At 72.1% G+C, this 14,552-nt stretch carries 16 protein-coding genes; 8 read left to right on the forward strand and 8 right to left on the reverse strand.

What is annotated here, in order from left to right; all coding sequences use genetic code 11:
• Window positions 1-316: 316 nt before the first annotated feature.
• Window positions 317-3,355 carry a BTAD domain-containing putative transcriptional regulator gene (locus tag ACFY10_RS31295; RefSeq protein ID WP_390668562.1) on the forward strand — a complete coding sequence of 1,013 codons (3,039 nt, stop codon included), beginning with the start codon at window positions 317-319 and terminating at the stop codon, window positions 3,353-3,355.
• A 321-nt stretch (window positions 3,356-3,676) separates the two neighbouring features.
• On the opposite strand, the gene ACFY10_RS31300 is transcribed toward ACFY10_RS31295, so the two are convergent.
• From ACFY10_RS31300 to ACFY10_RS31310, 3 genes are all read right to left on the reverse strand, one after another.
• Window positions 3,677-5,368: a bifunctional 3'-5' exonuclease/DNA polymerase gene (locus ACFY10_RS31300; protein WP_390668563.1), complete on the reverse strand. Its 1,692-nt coding sequence runs from the start codon at window positions 5,366-5,368 to the stop codon at window positions 3,677-3,679.
• Between the two features lie 48 nt (window positions 5,369-5,416).
• A complete protein-coding gene (locus ACFY10_RS31305; protein ID WP_390668564.1) occupies window positions 5,417-6,148 on the reverse strand; it encodes a Clp protease N-terminal domain-containing protein in 732 nt (243 codons plus the stop codon).
• 74 nt (window positions 6,149-6,222) lie between these two features.
• Entirely contained in the window at window positions 6,223-6,849 is a 627-nt protein-coding gene (locus tag ACFY10_RS31310) for a LysE family translocator (RefSeq protein WP_390668565.1), read from the reverse strand.
• 111 nt (window positions 6,850-6,960) lie between these two features.
• On the opposite strand from ACFY10_RS31310, the gene ACFY10_RS31315 reads away from it, so the two are divergent.
• Together ACFY10_RS31315 and ACFY10_RS31320 are read left to right on the forward strand one after the other, a co-directional pair.
• Window positions 6,961-7,905: a S41 family peptidase gene (locus ACFY10_RS31315; protein ID WP_390668566.1), complete on the forward strand. Its 945-nt coding sequence runs from the start codon at window positions 6,961-6,963 to the stop codon at window positions 7,903-7,905.
• A gap of 34 nt (window positions 7,906-7,939) precedes the next feature.
• Window positions 7,940-9,097 carry a DUF2786 domain-containing protein gene (locus ACFY10_RS31320; protein ID WP_390668567.1) on the forward strand — a complete coding sequence of 386 codons (1,158 nt, stop codon included), beginning with the start codon at window positions 7,940-7,942 and terminating at the stop codon, window positions 9,095-9,097.
• Between the two features lie 160 nt (window positions 9,098-9,257).
• Here the strand turns inward: ACFY10_RS31320 and ACFY10_RS31325 are convergent, their stop codons facing one another.
• The 4 genes from ACFY10_RS31325 to rpmB all read right to left on the reverse strand — a co-directional run bounded on the left by ACFY10_RS31325 (window position 9,258) and on the right by rpmB (window position 11,105).
• Window positions 9,258-9,785 carry a DUF4232 domain-containing protein gene (locus ACFY10_RS31325; RefSeq protein ID WP_390668568.1) on the reverse strand — a complete coding sequence of 176 codons (528 nt, stop codon included), beginning with the start codon at window positions 9,783-9,785 and terminating at the stop codon, window positions 9,258-9,260.
• A 104-nt stretch (window positions 9,786-9,889) separates the two neighbouring features.
• Window positions 9,890-10,417 carry a hypothetical protein gene (locus tag ACFY10_RS31330; protein WP_390668569.1) on the reverse strand — a complete coding sequence of 176 codons (528 nt, stop codon included), beginning with the start codon at window positions 10,415-10,417 and terminating at the stop codon, window positions 9,890-9,892.
• A 146-nt stretch (window positions 10,418-10,563) separates the two neighbouring features.
• Complete coding sequence (gene rpsN / locus ACFY10_RS31335) at window positions 10,564-10,869, reverse strand: 30S ribosomal protein S14 (RefSeq protein WP_390668570.1); 306 nt, start codon at window positions 10,867-10,869, stop codon at window positions 10,564-10,566.
• Window positions 10,869-11,105: a 50S ribosomal protein L28 gene (rpmB, locus tag ACFY10_RS31340; protein ID WP_352387865.1), complete on the reverse strand. Its 237-nt coding sequence runs from the start codon at window positions 11,103-11,105 to the stop codon at window positions 10,869-10,871. Before rpmB ends, rpsN begins: the two co-directional genes overlap by 1 nt.
• A 62-nt stretch (window positions 11,106-11,167) precedes the next feature.
• On the opposite strand from rpmB, the gene rpmG reads away from it, so the two are divergent.
• The 5 genes from rpmG to ACFY10_RS31365 all read left to right on the forward strand — a co-directional run bounded on the left by rpmG (window position 11,168) and on the right by ACFY10_RS31365 (window position 13,623).
• Window positions 11,168-11,332 (forward strand): 50S ribosomal protein L33, encoded by a 165-nt coding sequence (gene rpmG, locus ACFY10_RS31345; RefSeq protein ID WP_030573688.1) that lies wholly within the window; start codon window positions 11,168-11,170, stop codon window positions 11,330-11,332.
• A gap of 9 nt (window positions 11,333-11,341) precedes the next feature.
• A complete protein-coding gene (locus tag ACFY10_RS31350; RefSeq protein WP_390668571.1) occupies window positions 11,342-11,590 on the forward strand; it encodes a type B 50S ribosomal protein L31 in 249 nt (82 codons plus the stop codon).
• Complete coding sequence (locus tag ACFY10_RS31355) at window positions 11,590-12,714, forward strand: CobW family GTP-binding protein (RefSeq protein ID WP_390668572.1); 1,125 nt, start codon at window positions 11,590-11,592, stop codon at window positions 12,712-12,714. Before ACFY10_RS31350 ends, ACFY10_RS31355 begins: the two co-directional genes overlap by 1 nt.
• 5 nt (window positions 12,715-12,719) lie before the next feature.
• The gene (gene rpsR, locus ACFY10_RS31360) at window positions 12,720-12,953 is read left to right on the forward strand and encodes a 30S ribosomal protein S18 (protein WP_390668573.1); all 234 of its coding nucleotides are present in this window, start codon (window positions 12,720-12,722) and stop codon (window positions 12,951-12,953) included.
• A 451-nt stretch (window positions 12,954-13,404) separates the two neighbouring features.
• Window positions 13,405-13,623 (forward strand): DUF397 domain-containing protein, encoded by a 219-nt coding sequence (locus ACFY10_RS31365; protein WP_390668658.1) that lies wholly within the window; start codon window positions 13,405-13,407, stop codon window positions 13,621-13,623.
• 93 nt (window positions 13,624-13,716) lie between these two features.
• Here ACFY10_RS31365 and ACFY10_RS31370 read toward each other — a convergent pair whose 3' ends face one another.
• A complete protein-coding gene (locus ACFY10_RS31370) occupies window positions 13,717-14,232 on the reverse strand; it encodes an ATP-binding protein (RefSeq protein WP_390668574.1) in 516 nt (171 codons plus the stop codon).
• Window positions 14,233-14,552: the final 320 nt, after the last annotated feature.

Consider the following 14,552-nt stretch of genomic DNA (forward strand, 5'->3'; position numbering starts at 1 on the left):
GCGTTCACCTCCGCCGACCGGGACCCTCTGGCGTCCCCCGGATCCGGCCGCGGCGGCGTCACTCCCCCGAGTTGCGCGTTCTACGCGCGCACCCCCGGGCCAGATCCGATGAAGTGATCACATCAGGTCGCGCCAACGGATCGCTAACATGTGGCCAACGGTTCTCCCTTCCGGCCTCGGCCGATTGGCGTGAAGCCGCCGGTCGGCAGCGCCGGACGGCCGCAGCCGTAACGGATTCCGGCGGCGACCGCCGTGGAGCAGCTGGCGGGAAACCGCCGTGACGAGGGCGGAAATCCGCCAAGGACGCGGGAAGGCAGTGGGCGGCGTGAGGCGGCGCGAGCTGCGGTTCGGACTGCTGGGGCCGCCGGTTCTTTACGACGTCCACGATGAGGTCGGCGCTTTCGGCGACGGCACGGATGCCCTCGGTGGCGTCGACGTCAGAGCCATCGGCAGCCCCAAGGTCCGCACCCTGCTCGCCGCCCTGCTCCTCGAAGCCGGCCGTGTCGTCTCCGTCGAGTCGCTCAAGGACGCGCTGTGGGGCGGGGCGCCGCCCGCGTCCGCGCAGGCCTCGCTGCACAACCATGTGGCCCGGCTGCGACGGCTGCTCGACGACCCCGAGCGGCTGCGTGCGGTGCCGCCCGGATATGTGCTGCGGGTCGAACAGGGCGAACTGGACGTCCATGTCTTCGAGCGCCATCTCGCCACGGCACGCGGCGCGTACGCCGCCCGCAACTGGGAGCGGGTCGTGCGCGAGTGCATGTCCGCGCTCGCGCTGTGGCGCGGCACCCCGCTCAGCGGGCTCCCCGCCGAGCTGGGCGGATACGCCTTCGTCCAGCGTCTTAAGGAGGCGCGGCTGCTGCTTCTGGAGTGGCGCTACGACGCCGAGCTGGCCGTCGACGGCGCCCGACTGGACGGTCTCGTACCGGAGCTGGCCGCACTGACCGCCGAGCATCCGCTCCGGGAGGCGTACCACCGCCAGCTGATGCTCGCCCTGCACCGCACCGGCCGCCAGGCCGAAGCCCTGGCGGTCCACCGAGATCTGCGCGCCCGCCTGGTGGAGGAACTGGGCGTCGAACCCGGCCCGGCGATGCAGGAGGCACACGTCGAGGTGCTCACCTCCACCGGGATCCCCGGTGCACCGCGCGAGGACGACACCGCATCCGGCAGCACGGACGACTCCGCGCCTGCCCTCCCGCAACCGCCCCGGCCCGCCCAACTGCCCCCTCCGCCCGCCCACTTCACGGGCCGCAGCCCCACTCTCTGTGACCTCCGCACCACCCTCGAGCCCGGTCGGACCCCCGCCGTGGCTGTCATCAGCGGCATGGCCGGCGTGGGCAAGAGCGCCCTCGCGCTGCAGGTCGCCCACAGCCTGCGGGAACGTTTCCCCGACGGCCAGCTGTACATCAACCTGCACGGCGCCACCCCCGGCATGACCCCCCTCACTCCCGCCCAGGCACTCACCGCCCTGCTCAGGGACCTGGGCACCGAGCCCCGCCGCATCCCCGAACACCCGGACGCGGCCGCCGCGTTGCTGCGCTCCCTGCTCGCCCCGACCCGCACCCTCCTGCTCCTGGACGACGCCGCGAACGCCGCTCAGGTACGCCCGCTGCTGCCGGCCGGCGCCGGATGCGCCGTGATCGTCACCAGCCGTTCGCCGCTGACCGCCCTCGACGGCGCCCGCCGCTTCCCGCTCACCCCCCTGAGCGACGAAGAGAGCGCCGAACTGCTCCGAGCGGTCTCCGGCCGCGATGCCCTCGACGCGGCCCACCCCCTCGTCGAACTCACCGGCCGTCTCCCGCTCGCACTGCGCATCGTCGCCGCGCGCCTCGCCGCGCGCGGGGCACTCACCCCCGAGGTGCTGGCCCGTCAACTCACCGCCACGGAAGGGCGGTTGCACCATCTGGAGTACGACGACCTGAGCGTCCGCCGCTCCCTGGCCGTCGCCCACGACGCGCTCGCCGCCTCGGAGCGCGAGGCCGACCGGGACGCCGCTGTCGTGCTGCGCGGTATCGGCGCGCTCGACCTGCCCGCGTACGGCGCCCCGCTGCTGGCCCACCTGGTCGGCACCGACGCGCGCCGCGCCGAGGCCGCGCTGGACCGGCTCGTCGACGTGGCCCTCCTGGAGGAGACGGCGTACGGCCGTTACGCCCCCCACGACCTGGTCCGCGACTTCGCCCGCGAACTGGCCGGGGGCGCCAGTGACGTCGATGCCGCCCTGCCCTGGTACGCCGCCGTCGCCGAGCGCACCCTCACCGCGATCGTCGAACCGGGCCTCGACCGGGACGACCGCCGCCACCCGACCGCGGCCCAGCCGCCGGACCACGCGGCACACGTCGCCGCCCTCCCCACCTTCGAATCCTCCGAACAGGCCTTCGCCTGGGGCGACACGGAGCTGGTGAACATCGTCACGCTGGTCGAGCGGTACGCCGAAGACACCGACGCCGACGCCGACGGCCAGGTCCTCAGAGCCGCCCGCATCGCCGCGCTGATCCGCCTCTTCTTCCCGTACGTGCAGCGCAGTGGCCGAGTCGCCGAGATGGAGGTGCTCGGCCGGGCCGCCCTGCGCACGGCCCGGCGGCTCGGTGACGAGGCGGCCGAGGCATACGCGCTGGGCGATCTCGCGGGCCTGCACTTCCTGACCGGACGGCAGAGCGAGGCCCTCGCCCTCAACGACCGGGCGCTGACGATCTGGCGGCGGCTCGACCGCGTCTCCTTGATGCGCCGCTGCCTCAACAACCGCGGCCTGCTGCTCGAAGGGCTCGGCCGCTACGAGGAGTCCGGCCGGGCCCTGCGCCAGAGCCTGGAGTACTCACGGCAGTTGAACGACCCGCACGGCGAGGCCGTGACCCACAGCCACCTCGGCAACCTGTACGAGCACACCGACCCGCGGGCCGCGATCGAGCAGCACCGGCGGTCGCTCGCCATCGGCGACGAGATCGGCGCCGTGATCGTGCAGCACTCCGCGCACTGCAACATCGGCTACGCCCATCTGACCCTCGGCGAACCTGCCGCCGCCGTACCCCACTTCGAGGAGAGCCTGCGCATCCTCGGCGGCCACGGCGACTGGCACGGCGAGTCCCAGACCCGGCTCGGGCTGGTGCGGGCACTGCGCCTGCTCGGCCGTACGGAACGGGCCGACACCGAGTGCGCCGAACTGCTCCGCCGCGCCGACGCCCGCGCCGACCGCTACACGGGCGGCCTCGCCCGCCACCAGCACGGCCTCCTACTGCGGCAGCGGGGGCGCACCGAACAGGCGCACGAACAATGGCACGCGGCACTCGAAGCGCTGGACGGGACGGACGAGAAGGCAGTGGTGACGGAGCTACGGGAGCTTCTCGGCGAGACGCTGCCTTAGCTGCGGGCAGTCGGCCATGCCTGCCGTAGCTGCGGGCAGTCGTGCCGCTGGGGCGGTGCCCACTCGAGCGGTCGGCTGTGCCTGCCGTGGCTGAGGGCAGTCGTGCCGTTGGGGCGGTGCCCACCCGAGCAGTGGGCTGTGCCTGCCGTGGCTGAGGGCAGTCGTGCCGTTGGGGCGGCGCCCACCCGAGCAGTCGGCCATGCCTGCCCTAGCTGCGGGCAGTCGTGCCGCTAGGGGCGGCTCCCGACCCAAAGAGAGCGGCACCCCGCATGCGCGGGCAAGCGAACCCACCCCCCGGCCCACACCAGCACCGGTCACCCCTCACTTCGCATCCGCATAACACTCCACCACCGCCGTAGTGAACGGAAACCGCACTGGGGTCTCCCCGAACGTCAGCCGCCCCGCCAGCTCCGCCGCCTCCCGGATCGCCGTCACCACGGTTTCCGCCTCTTCCTCCGGGCAGTGCACGATCACCTCGTCGTGCTGGAAGAAGACCAGCTCGGCCGCCATGCCCGCGCAGCTCTGCCGCAGCGCGGCGAGGACCAGCAGGGTCCAGTCGGCCGCGCTGCCCTGGACGACGAAGTTGCGGGCGAAGCGGCCGCGGGCGCGGGTGTTGGTGGAGGCGTAGCCCGGCACCCACTCGGTCCCGGCGGCAGCCTCGGCCGGTTCGTCCTGCGGGATGCCCGCCTCCTCCGCCGTGTCCTCGCCCGCCCCGGCCGCCGGTGGACAGGTCCGCCCCAGCCAGGTCCGCACGAGCCGCCCCTCCTCGCCCGCTCGCGCCGCGTCGTCGACGTATGCCACCGCCTTGGGGAAGCGGCGTCTGAGCGCGGCGAGGTTCTTCAGGCCGTCGCCGGAGGTCTGGCCGTAGACCGCGCCGAGCACGGCGAGCTTGGCCTGGGCGCGGTCGCCGGAGAAGGCCCGGTCGGAGACGGACTGGTAGAGGTCGGTCTCGCGCCCCGCCACCTCCATGAGCCCCGGGTCCCGGGAGATGGCCGCCAGCACCCGCGGTTCCATCTGGTCGGCGTCCGCGACGACGAGCCGCCAGCCGGGGTCGGCGACGACGGCACGCCGGATCACCTTGGGGATCTGGAGGGCGCCGCCGCCATTGGTCACCCATCTGCCCGTGACCGTCCCGTGCGCGAGGAACTCGGGCCTGAACCGCCCGTCACGCACCCAGTCCTGCAGCCACGACCAGCCGTGGGCGACCCAGATGCGGTACAGCTTCTTGTACTCGACCAGCGGCTTCACGGCCGGGTGGTCGACGGACTCGATCTCCCAGCGCCGGGTCGACTTGACCTTGATCCCGGCCTGGGCGAACGCCTTGATGACGTCCGCGGGCAGATCGGGCCGCACCCGGCGCCCGAAGGCGGCGGACACCTCGTCCGCCAGTTCGGCGAGGCGCCGGGGCTCGCCACCGCCCGCGTACCGCTCGCCGAGCAGTTCGTGCAGCACCCGGCGGTGCACCTCGGCGCTCCAGGGCAGCCCGGCGCGGTTCATCTCGGCCGCCACCAGCATCCCCGCCGACTCGGCCGCGGTCAGCAGCCGCATCCGGTCGGGGTGCGCGGTGGCGTCGTGCCGGCGCTGCTGCTCGGCGTACACCTCGACGAGGTCGGGCAGCGGCACATGAACGGTCTGCGGTTCGAACAGCGGGGACTGGGCGCCGGGTTCGGCGGAACGCAGGGGCGGGTCGGGCGGTACGGGGCCGCCGCGGAGCCGGGCCAGGGCGGCAGCCGCCGAGCGGGGTTCGCCGTACCGCCCCTCGTGGCCCAGCAGGAGGGTCTCGGCGTCCTCGACGTCGTAGCACCGCTCCACTCGCACCCCCGTGGCGAGCAGACGCGGATACACCTCGGCCGTGGAGCGCCACACCCACCGCGCGACCTCGGGCCGCCCCCGCACGGCCGTGGCGAGGTCGGGCTCCCAGCGCACCGAACCGGCGAGCAGCCCGTCCGGACCGAGGGGGGCGATCTCCACGCCACCGTCCTCGGCCGGAGCGAGCGCCCAGCGGTCGGTCATGGTTGCGAGTGTTGCAGGTGGGTCTGACAACGGCCCGCGGCAACGGCCTCAGCTCGGTTCGGGCGGCGCCTGCAGGTACTTCTCCAGCGCCTTGACGAGCTCGGCCTCGACGGGCTCCTTCCCGATGCCGAGACCGGACAGCACTCCCGAGCCGTGCTCGAACTCCAGCAGGGCCAGCAGGATGTGCTCGGTGCCGACGTAGTTGTGGCCGAGGCGGAGGGCCTCGCGGAAGGTGAGCTCCAGGACCTTCTTGGCGTCGGAGGCGTACGGGACGAGTTCGGGGGCCTCCGCTGCGGCCGGCGGGAGCGCGGCGGTCGCGGCCTCGCGAACGGAGTCGAGCGAGACGCCCTGCAGGACGATCGCCTTGGCGGCCAGGCCATCGGGTTCGGCCAGCAGGCCGAGGACCAGGTGGGCCGGGCCGACCTCGGTGTGCGGCGCGGCCTTGGCCTCGTTGTGCGCGGTCATCACCACGTTGCGGGCGCGCAGGGTGTAACGGCCGAAGCCCTGGTTCGGGTCGAGGGCGGTCGACTCCTTGGGCACGAACCGCTTCTGCGCGGCCTGCCGGGTGACCCCCATGCTCTGGCCGATGTCCGTCCAGGAGGCCCCGGAGCGGCGGGCCTGGTCCACGAAGTGGCCGATCAGGTGGTCGGCCACCTCGCCGAGGTGATCGGCGGCGATCACCGCGTCCTGGAGCTGGTCGAGGGGTTCGGTGTGAACCTTCTTGATCGCCGTGATGAGGTCGTCGAGGCGTACGGATGACGTGGTCGGGTTCGTCGACATGTGTCAACCATAGGTTGACAGTGCGACTCAGTCAACCCTGGGTTGACACTCCCAGCACCCTCACGCGTGCGTGCCTACTTCGGCGTCGCCGCCAGCCGCACCGCCAGCCCCGTGAACACCGTCCCGCTGAGGATGTTCAGCCCGCGCGCCACCCGCCGGCTGCGGCGCAGCAGCGAGGAGAGCTTCCCGGAGAGCAGCCCGATCGAGCCGTCCACGCCGAACCCCATGACCGTGATCGTCAGCCCGAACACCAGGAACTGCTCGCGCACGTGCCCCAGTCCGGGGTCCACGAACTGCGGCAGGAAGGCGACGTTGAAGAGGATCACCTTGGGGTTGAGCAGGTTGGTGACCGCCCCCTGCCAGAAGGCGCGCCGCCGCCCGGGCCCGGCCGCCGTACCCGCTTCGACCGGCACCGCACGGTCCCGGAAGGCCTTGACGGCGAGGTACAGCAGATAGGCCGCGCCCGCCCAGCGCAGCACGTGATAGAGCGTCGGCAGCTCCAGGAACAGCGCCGACAGACCGAGCGCCGCGGCGACCGTGTGCACGAACATCGCGCAGGCCACACCGAACGCGGCCAGCACTCCGGTCCCGGGCCCGCCCCGTCCGCCCATCGCCACGATGAACATCATGTCGGGGCCGGGAGTGATGCACAGCGCGAAGGCGGCGACGAGGAAGGCCGCGTACGAAGACATGTCCACCATGCGGCCATGCTTGAACCGTCGGCAGAGGTGTGCGACCCAATTTCGGGGAGTGAGACGAGTCCGGGAAAACGCCGTGTGAGGCGCGGGTGGACGGTGGTTGACTCACCAGTCATGACGACGACCACGCTCACGACGGGCTCCACGACAGCCACCGCCCCGGTCCCAACTCCCGCCCCGGTCACGGACGTTCCCGCGGTCGTCGACGAGACGGCCCGGCTCCTCACCGAGCACTACGTCTTCCCGGAGGCGGCCGAGCAGCTGGCCGTGCTGCTGCGCCGGCGCCTGGCGGAGGGGGCGTACGACGTGGAGAGCGCGGAGGAGCTGGGCGGCCTGGTCACCGCCGATCTGCAGTCCGTCAACGGCGATCTGCACCTGCGCCTCAAGTACCACCCCGAGCAGGTGCCGCAGGGCCAGGGCGAGGCCGCGGCGGCCGCGATGCGCCGCGACTTCGACGCCTCCCTGGGCGGCGTGCCCCGGGTCGAGCTGCTGGAGGGCGGCACCGCCCTGCTCGAACTGGCCCCCGCCCTGTTCCCGCTGTCCTGGTCGGCCGAGCCGCTCGCCGCCGCGCTCACCCTGGTCGCCCGCGCCGAAGCGCTCATCCTGGACCTGCGGGGCAACGGCGGCGGCGACCCGGACACCGTCGCCTTCGTCTGCAGCTACCTCCTGGACGAGCGCACCCATCTCAACACCATGTACGCGCGCGTGGGCGACCGTTACGACCAGTCCTGGACCCTGCCGCACGTCCCCGGCGCCCGCTTCGGCTCCACCAAGCCGGTCTACGTCCTCACCGGTCCCCACACCTTCTCCGCCGCCGAGGAACTGGCCTACGACCTCCAGCAGCTGGGCCGCGCGACCGTCGTGGGGGAGACCACCCGCGGCGGCGCCCACCCGCGCGAGGGCTGGACGGTCCACCCGAACCTGGAGGCCACCATCCCGGTCGCCCGTTCCATCAACCCGGTCTCCGGCACCAACTGGGAAGGCACCGGCGTCCTCCCCGACGTCCCGTGCCCTGCCCCCGACGCCCTCGACCGCGCGCTGGCCCTGATCCGCGGCTGACCCGGCTGTCAGTGCCGCGTGGCACGATCGACGAGTGACCAGCACTACGTCCAGCACCGTCGACCGCGCCTTCCGGGCCGCCCTGTACGCCGAGACCGACACCGCCCTCGACACGGGCGCGTCCCTGCTGGCCGCGGACCCGGCGGCGGACGCCGAACTCGCCCGCCGCGGCCGGGAGTTCGTGGCGACGGCCTGGCGGCGCGGCTGGCAGCCCGCCGACGTCGTCCGGCTCGTGCGGCGCGAGCTGGACGACGTACACGTACGTCTGGCGGCGGAGCTGATCCGCGCGCAAGCGCCGGACGACGGCCCGCGCGGCCCCCGCTGGAGCGCACAGCTGGACGAGCTCACCGCCGAAGCGGCCGAAACCGCCGAGGCCACCGCCGCATCACCCCGCACCGACCGCTTCTCGCACGCGACCACCGTCCTGGAGCTGTACCGCCTGCTGCTGCGCCTGCCGACCCTCGAACCCCTCGCCGAGCCGACGCGGCGGCCCGATCCCGGATCCGCATCCGGCCCCGCATCCGAGTCCCGCATGCTCACCCGCATCCGCGCGCTGCTCGCCAAGGCGGAGGCGACCGGGTTCCCGGACGAGGCAGAGGCGCTGTCCGCCAAGGCGCAGGAGCTGATGGCCAGGCACAGCATCGACGAGGCGCTGCTCGCGGCCCGGGCGCCGTCCCCGGACGCCCCCGGCGCCTGCCGGATCGGCGTCGAGGCGCCGTACGAGCAGGCCAAGGCCGTGCTGCTGGACGCGGTCGCCACCGCGAACCACTGCCGGGCGGTGTGGAACGAGCCGCTGGGCTTCTCCACCGTCGTAGGCTTCGAGGCCGACCTGGAAGCCGTCGAGCTCCTCTACACCTCGCTCCTCGTACAGGCCACGACGGCGATGACAAGGGCGGAGACCGCCCAGCGGGCGGGCGGCCGCAAGCGCACCAAGACCTTCCGGCAGTCCTTCCTCGCGGCCTACGCCCACCGCATAGGCACCCGCCTCGCGGCGGCCGCCGAGACGCAGGTGACCGACGACCTGCTCCCGGTGCTGGCCTCCCGCGAGGTCGCGGTCACGGCCCACACGGACCGCATGTTCCCCGAGACGACCACGACCCGCCTGCGCGGGGTGAGCGACGAGGCGGGCTGGACGGAGGGCGCCCAGGCGGCGGACCGGGCCCAGGTGGGTGCCCGGCCGCGGCTTCCGTGAGGCGTCCAGACACGGGGGCCGCGCCTCAAAAGGGGCGCGGGGCCGTATCGATATGCGGCTCCGCCGCGCGTGCGCGACCGGCCACGACGGCGCCGCAGACTACCGACGGCCCATCGCGGCCCCGCGGCGGAGCCGCAAATCGACACAGCCCGCGGAGCGGTCAGTCGCCGGCCTGCTGGAAGGGGGTCACCGAGGCATTCGGCGCGCCCGCGTCGCCCTTGAGAGCGACCTCGCCGTACGACCACTTGAAGCTGTGGCCTGCGGTGGAGCCGGGCAGGGTGAACTTCACGGTCTTCGCCGGGAGGCTCTTGCTGCCGCCCGCCTCGCCCCGGACGTACGTGATCGTGAAGGAGGCGGTCGCGGCCTTGGCGAGGGTCAGCTTCTGGGCCTTCGCGGCCTTGGCGGCGGGGATGGTGTCCGACGCACTGCCCGTGCGGAGGGCGACGCCCGGGAAGCCGTTCAGGGTGCACTTGGAGCCGCGGTTGGTGAGCGTGACGGTGACACTGCCGGAGTCCCCGGCGGACGGGGCGGCGCTCGCCGCGACCTGCACGCCGACGGCGTCGAGCGTGCAGGCGTCGCCGGCGGCCTTGTTCTCGCCGGTGGAGCCGCTGTCACCGCCGTTGTCGTCGCAGGCGGTCAGGAGAAGCGCCGCAGCGAGAGCGGCGACGGTGATCGGGGTGGCGCGCATGTGGATCCTCTGGTGCTCTGCTGGTGCTCTGCGGCGTGATGCCGGTGATCGCGTGCATCGATCATCACGCACGATCCCGTGAAGCGGGTGCCCGCCCTGCCGGACTACTGACCGAGGCTTGCCGTCGGCAGCCCCGTCGGCAGGGTCCCGCCCTCCGACTTGGTGTACGTCTCCTTGCCGACGCTGCCCGACCAGGTGATCTTCAGCGAGCTCTTGGACACGGAGTCGACCATCCCCGTCGCACGCTCCTTGTCGCCCTTCGTGCAGGTGAGGTGGATCATCTGCATACCGGCCTCCTTGCCCGCGGTCCCGCTGCACACGGACCCGCCGGTCGAGAAGAGGCCGGCCTGCTTGCCGTTGATCACCAGGGCGACGGCCTTGCCGCCGGTCGTGGCCAGCCAGCTGCCCTGCAGGCTGTCGGACGTGGACGTCGTCCCGCCGGAGCCGCCGCCCGTGTCCGCGGTGGAGGCCGCGGAGGAGGAAGGGCTGGACGAGGAGTCGTCCTTGGAATCGCCGCCGCTGCTGCACGCGGTCAGCACGAGCGCACCCGTCAGCGCCGCGGCGGCGGCCGCGATCCGCAGCTGCCGGCGCGACACCGTGCGGGCAGGACGCGTGAAGGTCGCCGAAGTCACTGGTAGCTCCCAAGCAGTAGCAACGAGCAGTGGCAAGCCGTAGCCGGTGGGCCGGGCCGTTTGGCCCGAACGCCCGCAGCAAGCTACCAGGGACGGCCGTCGGGCCCATGAGGAGCGGCTGTGAGATTCACCAGACCTGCCCGAGCTCACCAGGACGACTTGCGCACCCCCGGCAAGTACCCGGCATGCGCCTGCCCCCGCAACGAAACCCGCGACAGCCCGAACGCCCGGAAGTACCCCCGCGGCCGCCCGTCCACCTGGTCCCGGTTGCGTACGCGCGTCGCGCTGGCGTCGCGTGGCTGGCGCCGCAGCTCCCGCTGGGCGGCGAGCCGTTCCGCCTCCGTCGACGACGGCCGCCGGATGATCTCCTTCAGCTCGGCGCGCCGCTCGGCGTACCGGGCGACGATCTCCTGCCGCTTCTCGTTCTTCGCGATCTTGCTCTTCTTCGCCATCAGACCCGCACCCCCCGCGCGCGGATCCGCGCCACGGCGGCCTCGACTCCGATCGAGTCGACGGTCTTGATCCCCTTCGTGCTCAGCCGCAGCCGTACGTACCGGCCCTCGCTCGGCAGCCAGTAGCGCTTGCTCTGGATGTTGGGGTCGAAACGGCGGGAAGTGCGCCGGTGGGAGTGGGAGATGCGGTTGCCGAATCCCGGCTGGGCGCCGGTCAGCATGCAGTGCGCGGACATGGGTGATGTACCTCTCTTGAAGCGGAGTCGCTAATGGAATTCATTTTCAGTAAGGTACCACCATGGCTCGCAACGAACTCCGCCCGGTCATCAAACTCCGGTCCACCGCGGGGACCGGCTACACCTACGTGACCCGCAAGAACCGCCGCAACGACCCCGACCGCATGACGCTGCGCAAGTACGACCCGGTCGCCGGCCGCCACGTCGACTTCCGAGAGGAGCGCTGAACCACCGCCATGCGCAACGGAATCCACCCGGCCTACGGCCTTGTCGTCTTCCGCGACCGAGCCGCGAACCACGCCTTTCTCACCCGCTCGACCATGAGCAGCGACAAGACGATCGAGTGGGAGGACGGCAACACGTACCCCGTCGTGGACGTCGAGATCTCGAACGTCAGCCACCCCTTCTACACCGGCACCGCCCGCGTCCTGGACACCGCAGGCCGCGTGGAGCGCTTCGAGCGCCGGTACGGAAAGAAGGGCTGATGCTCTCCGTCGTGATCGTCGGCGGACTGCACGCCGACGCTCGTAGGGCCGCGGTCGCGCAGCTGCTCGTCGACGTCCCCGGCAGCGTCGTACTCCACCACGACCTCGCCACGGCCGCGGCAGGCACGGTCGTACGGACGATCCGCGACGCGACCGGCATCGTGTCGGCCGGTGAGGCGCCCCTGGTCAACGACTGTGCGTGCTGTGCGCTCAGGGAAGACCTCGTCCCCGAGCTGCGCCGGCTCGCGGACGCGGGGGACACCCGTCTCGCCGTGGTCGAGCTGTGGGACTCCGTCGAACCCAAGGCCATGGCCGAGGTGGTCGTGGCCGGCGGTCTGACGGTCACCGGCGTGATCACCGCCGTGGACCCGGCACTCGTCCTGCCCTGTCTCGGCAACGGCGACGACCTCGCCGACGGCGGCCTCGCCGCGGCGGCCACCGACCAGCGGACGGTCGCGGACACCTTCGCGCGCCAGCTGGAGTACGCCCCTGTCCTCGCCGTCACCGACTCCGAGGAGGCCGACGAGGAGGACCGCGAGCTGCTCGCACAGCTCCACCCGACGGCCCGTCAAGTCGTCATCGGCCATGGCGACTTGGCGGTAGCCGCCCGCGCGGGCTTCGACGTCGAAGCGGCGGCAGCCGCCCAGCACCCGGCCTGCGCCCTCCTCCCCGCCGAGGCCGACGCGCACGGCGTCTCCACCCTCGTCTGGCACGGCGACCGCCCTTTCCACCCGGAGCGGCTGTACGCGGCGCTCGAGGACCTGACCTGCGCCGCCGCCCGCAGCCGGGGCCGGTTCTGGCTTGCGGACAAGCCGGACACACTGCTGCACTGGGACGCGGCGGGCGGGGCCCTGTGCGTGGAGAGCGTGGGGCCCTGGCTGGCCTCGCTCCCCGACGCCGCCTGGGACATGGTCCCGCCCGTGCGCCGCGCCGCCGCCGCGCTGGACTGGCATCCCGAGCACGGCGACTGCTGCCAGCACCTGGTCTTCACATCCCCCGGCCTCGACCGCGACGGACTCGAACACCTGCTGGAGTCCTGCCTGCTGACCGACGCCGAGTACGCCGCCGGGCGCGATGCCTGGAAGCGGCTGCCGCCCGCCTTCGACACCCTCCTGGAGGTCTGACCCGCATGGCCCGCAAGCCCGACCGTACCCCCGCCAAGTCCCGCCCCAATCCACTGGACCAGGCCGGAGTCACGTACATCGACTACAAGGACACCGACCTGCTGCGGAAGTTCATCTCCGACCGCGGCAAGATCCGCAGCCGCCGGGTCACCCGTGTCACGGCCCAGCAGCAGCGACTGCTCGCCCGCGCGATCAAGAACGCCCGGGAGATGGCACTCCTGCCGTACGCCGGCCGCTGAGGCTTGGCGGCGTCTGGAGGCCCCGTCGGCTTGGTGGCACCCGGCGCCGGTGGCAGCGTCCCCAGGGGGCTCCGCCCCCTGGACCCCCATCGGCCTGAACGGCCTCGTCCTCAAACGCCGGACGGGCTGAAAGGCGCTGGCCGGCGTCGGCCAGAGGCGGCGCACGCCCAGCTCCGGGCCGGACCAACCCTTGAAGGGTGGAACAAGAGGGCCGCGGTAAGCGTCTTCTTCCTAGTGCATGCCATGCAGGCTTCGGGGCAAAGCGCTGGAACGGATGTAGCGCCCCGTACGTCACATCTGTAACCACAGAACCACCCGGCGTGCACGTGCATCTGCTCATGCATCCGCACGTGAACAGGGCTATGATCCGGACCAGTTGACCACTGCATCACTGGCCCCAAAGCCACTGCACCACCGGGAGCGACCTGTGGACCACGACGTGTACAACGGCATGGCAGCCACGGAGCTGAACGGGGTGGCCTGGCAGAAGAGCATGCACAGCAATTCGCAGGGCTCCTGCGTGGAGTTCGCCCGGCTGCCCGGCGGGGACGTCGCCGTGCGCAACTCGCGCTTCCCCGACGGTCCGGCGCTCGTCTATACGCGCGCGGAGATCGAGGCGATGCTCCTGGGCATCAAGGACGGCGAGTTCGACCACCTGATAGCGGGCTGACACCCGGTCCGCCCCGGGTGCAACTCGGGGCAATCAGTGCCTTACGCCCAGTAACGCGCGTAGAACCCCGGCGTCAGACGACGCCGGGGTGCGCTATTCGGCGGGCAGCGGCTGAGGCGAGTGCGGCAGCTGGAACAGCGCCCAGACGACCTTGCCGCCCAGTGTGCCCGCCATCGGGTGCCAGCCCCAGCTGTCGGCGAAGGAGTCGACGAGGAACAGGCCGCGGCCCGACTCCGCGGAGAAGTCGTCCGCCTCGCGCGCGACCGGGCTTGCGTGGCTCGGGTCGCGCACCGCGCACACCAGCCGCTCCGTCCAGCGCATCAGGTGCAGCCGCACGGGCGGGCTCTGCTCCGCGGTGCACAGGGTGCCGGCCGGCAGGCCGTGCCGCAGCGAGTTGGTGACCAGCTCGGAGACCACCAGACAGACGTCGTCGAAGCGGTCGCCTATGTCCCACTGGTCGAGCGTTCTGCGGGTGAACAGCCGTGCCTCGCGCACCGCTTCGTAGCGGGCGGGCAGAGCGCAGGAGGCGGCGTTTGACACGGCCGCGGGATCCAGCGGCGGAAGGCCCTGCCGTAACGGCTCGAGCATGGTCGATCCATTCGTCCCCATGCGAGGCACTCCCGAGGAATTCGCGGTCGGTGCGTTGCGATGCTGCGGTTGCGCGAGACCATGGTCTTGGATGCGCGGTGCAGATGCAAGGTGCAGATGCACGTGCACGCGACCGAATTGGACCCTCCCGTACCGCTTGTTGGCCATTTTTTCCGCCATCTTCTCTCCCTCTGCTTGCCAACTCCTTCCCTCTTCCTGTGCAGAATCTTTGGCTTCTTTGCTTCTCTGTAATCGGTCGAGTACTGCTCGGAGTGATTTAGTGGCAGACTTCGGCCCCTGAAGGCGTTGGGGAGGCTGGCGAACGTGAGCGTGGGAGAGCC

The sequence above is a fragment of the Streptomyces sp. NPDC001401 genome, from assembly GCF_042895385.1.
Lineage (GTDB): Bacteria > Actinomycetota > Actinomycetes > Streptomycetales > Streptomycetaceae > Streptomyces.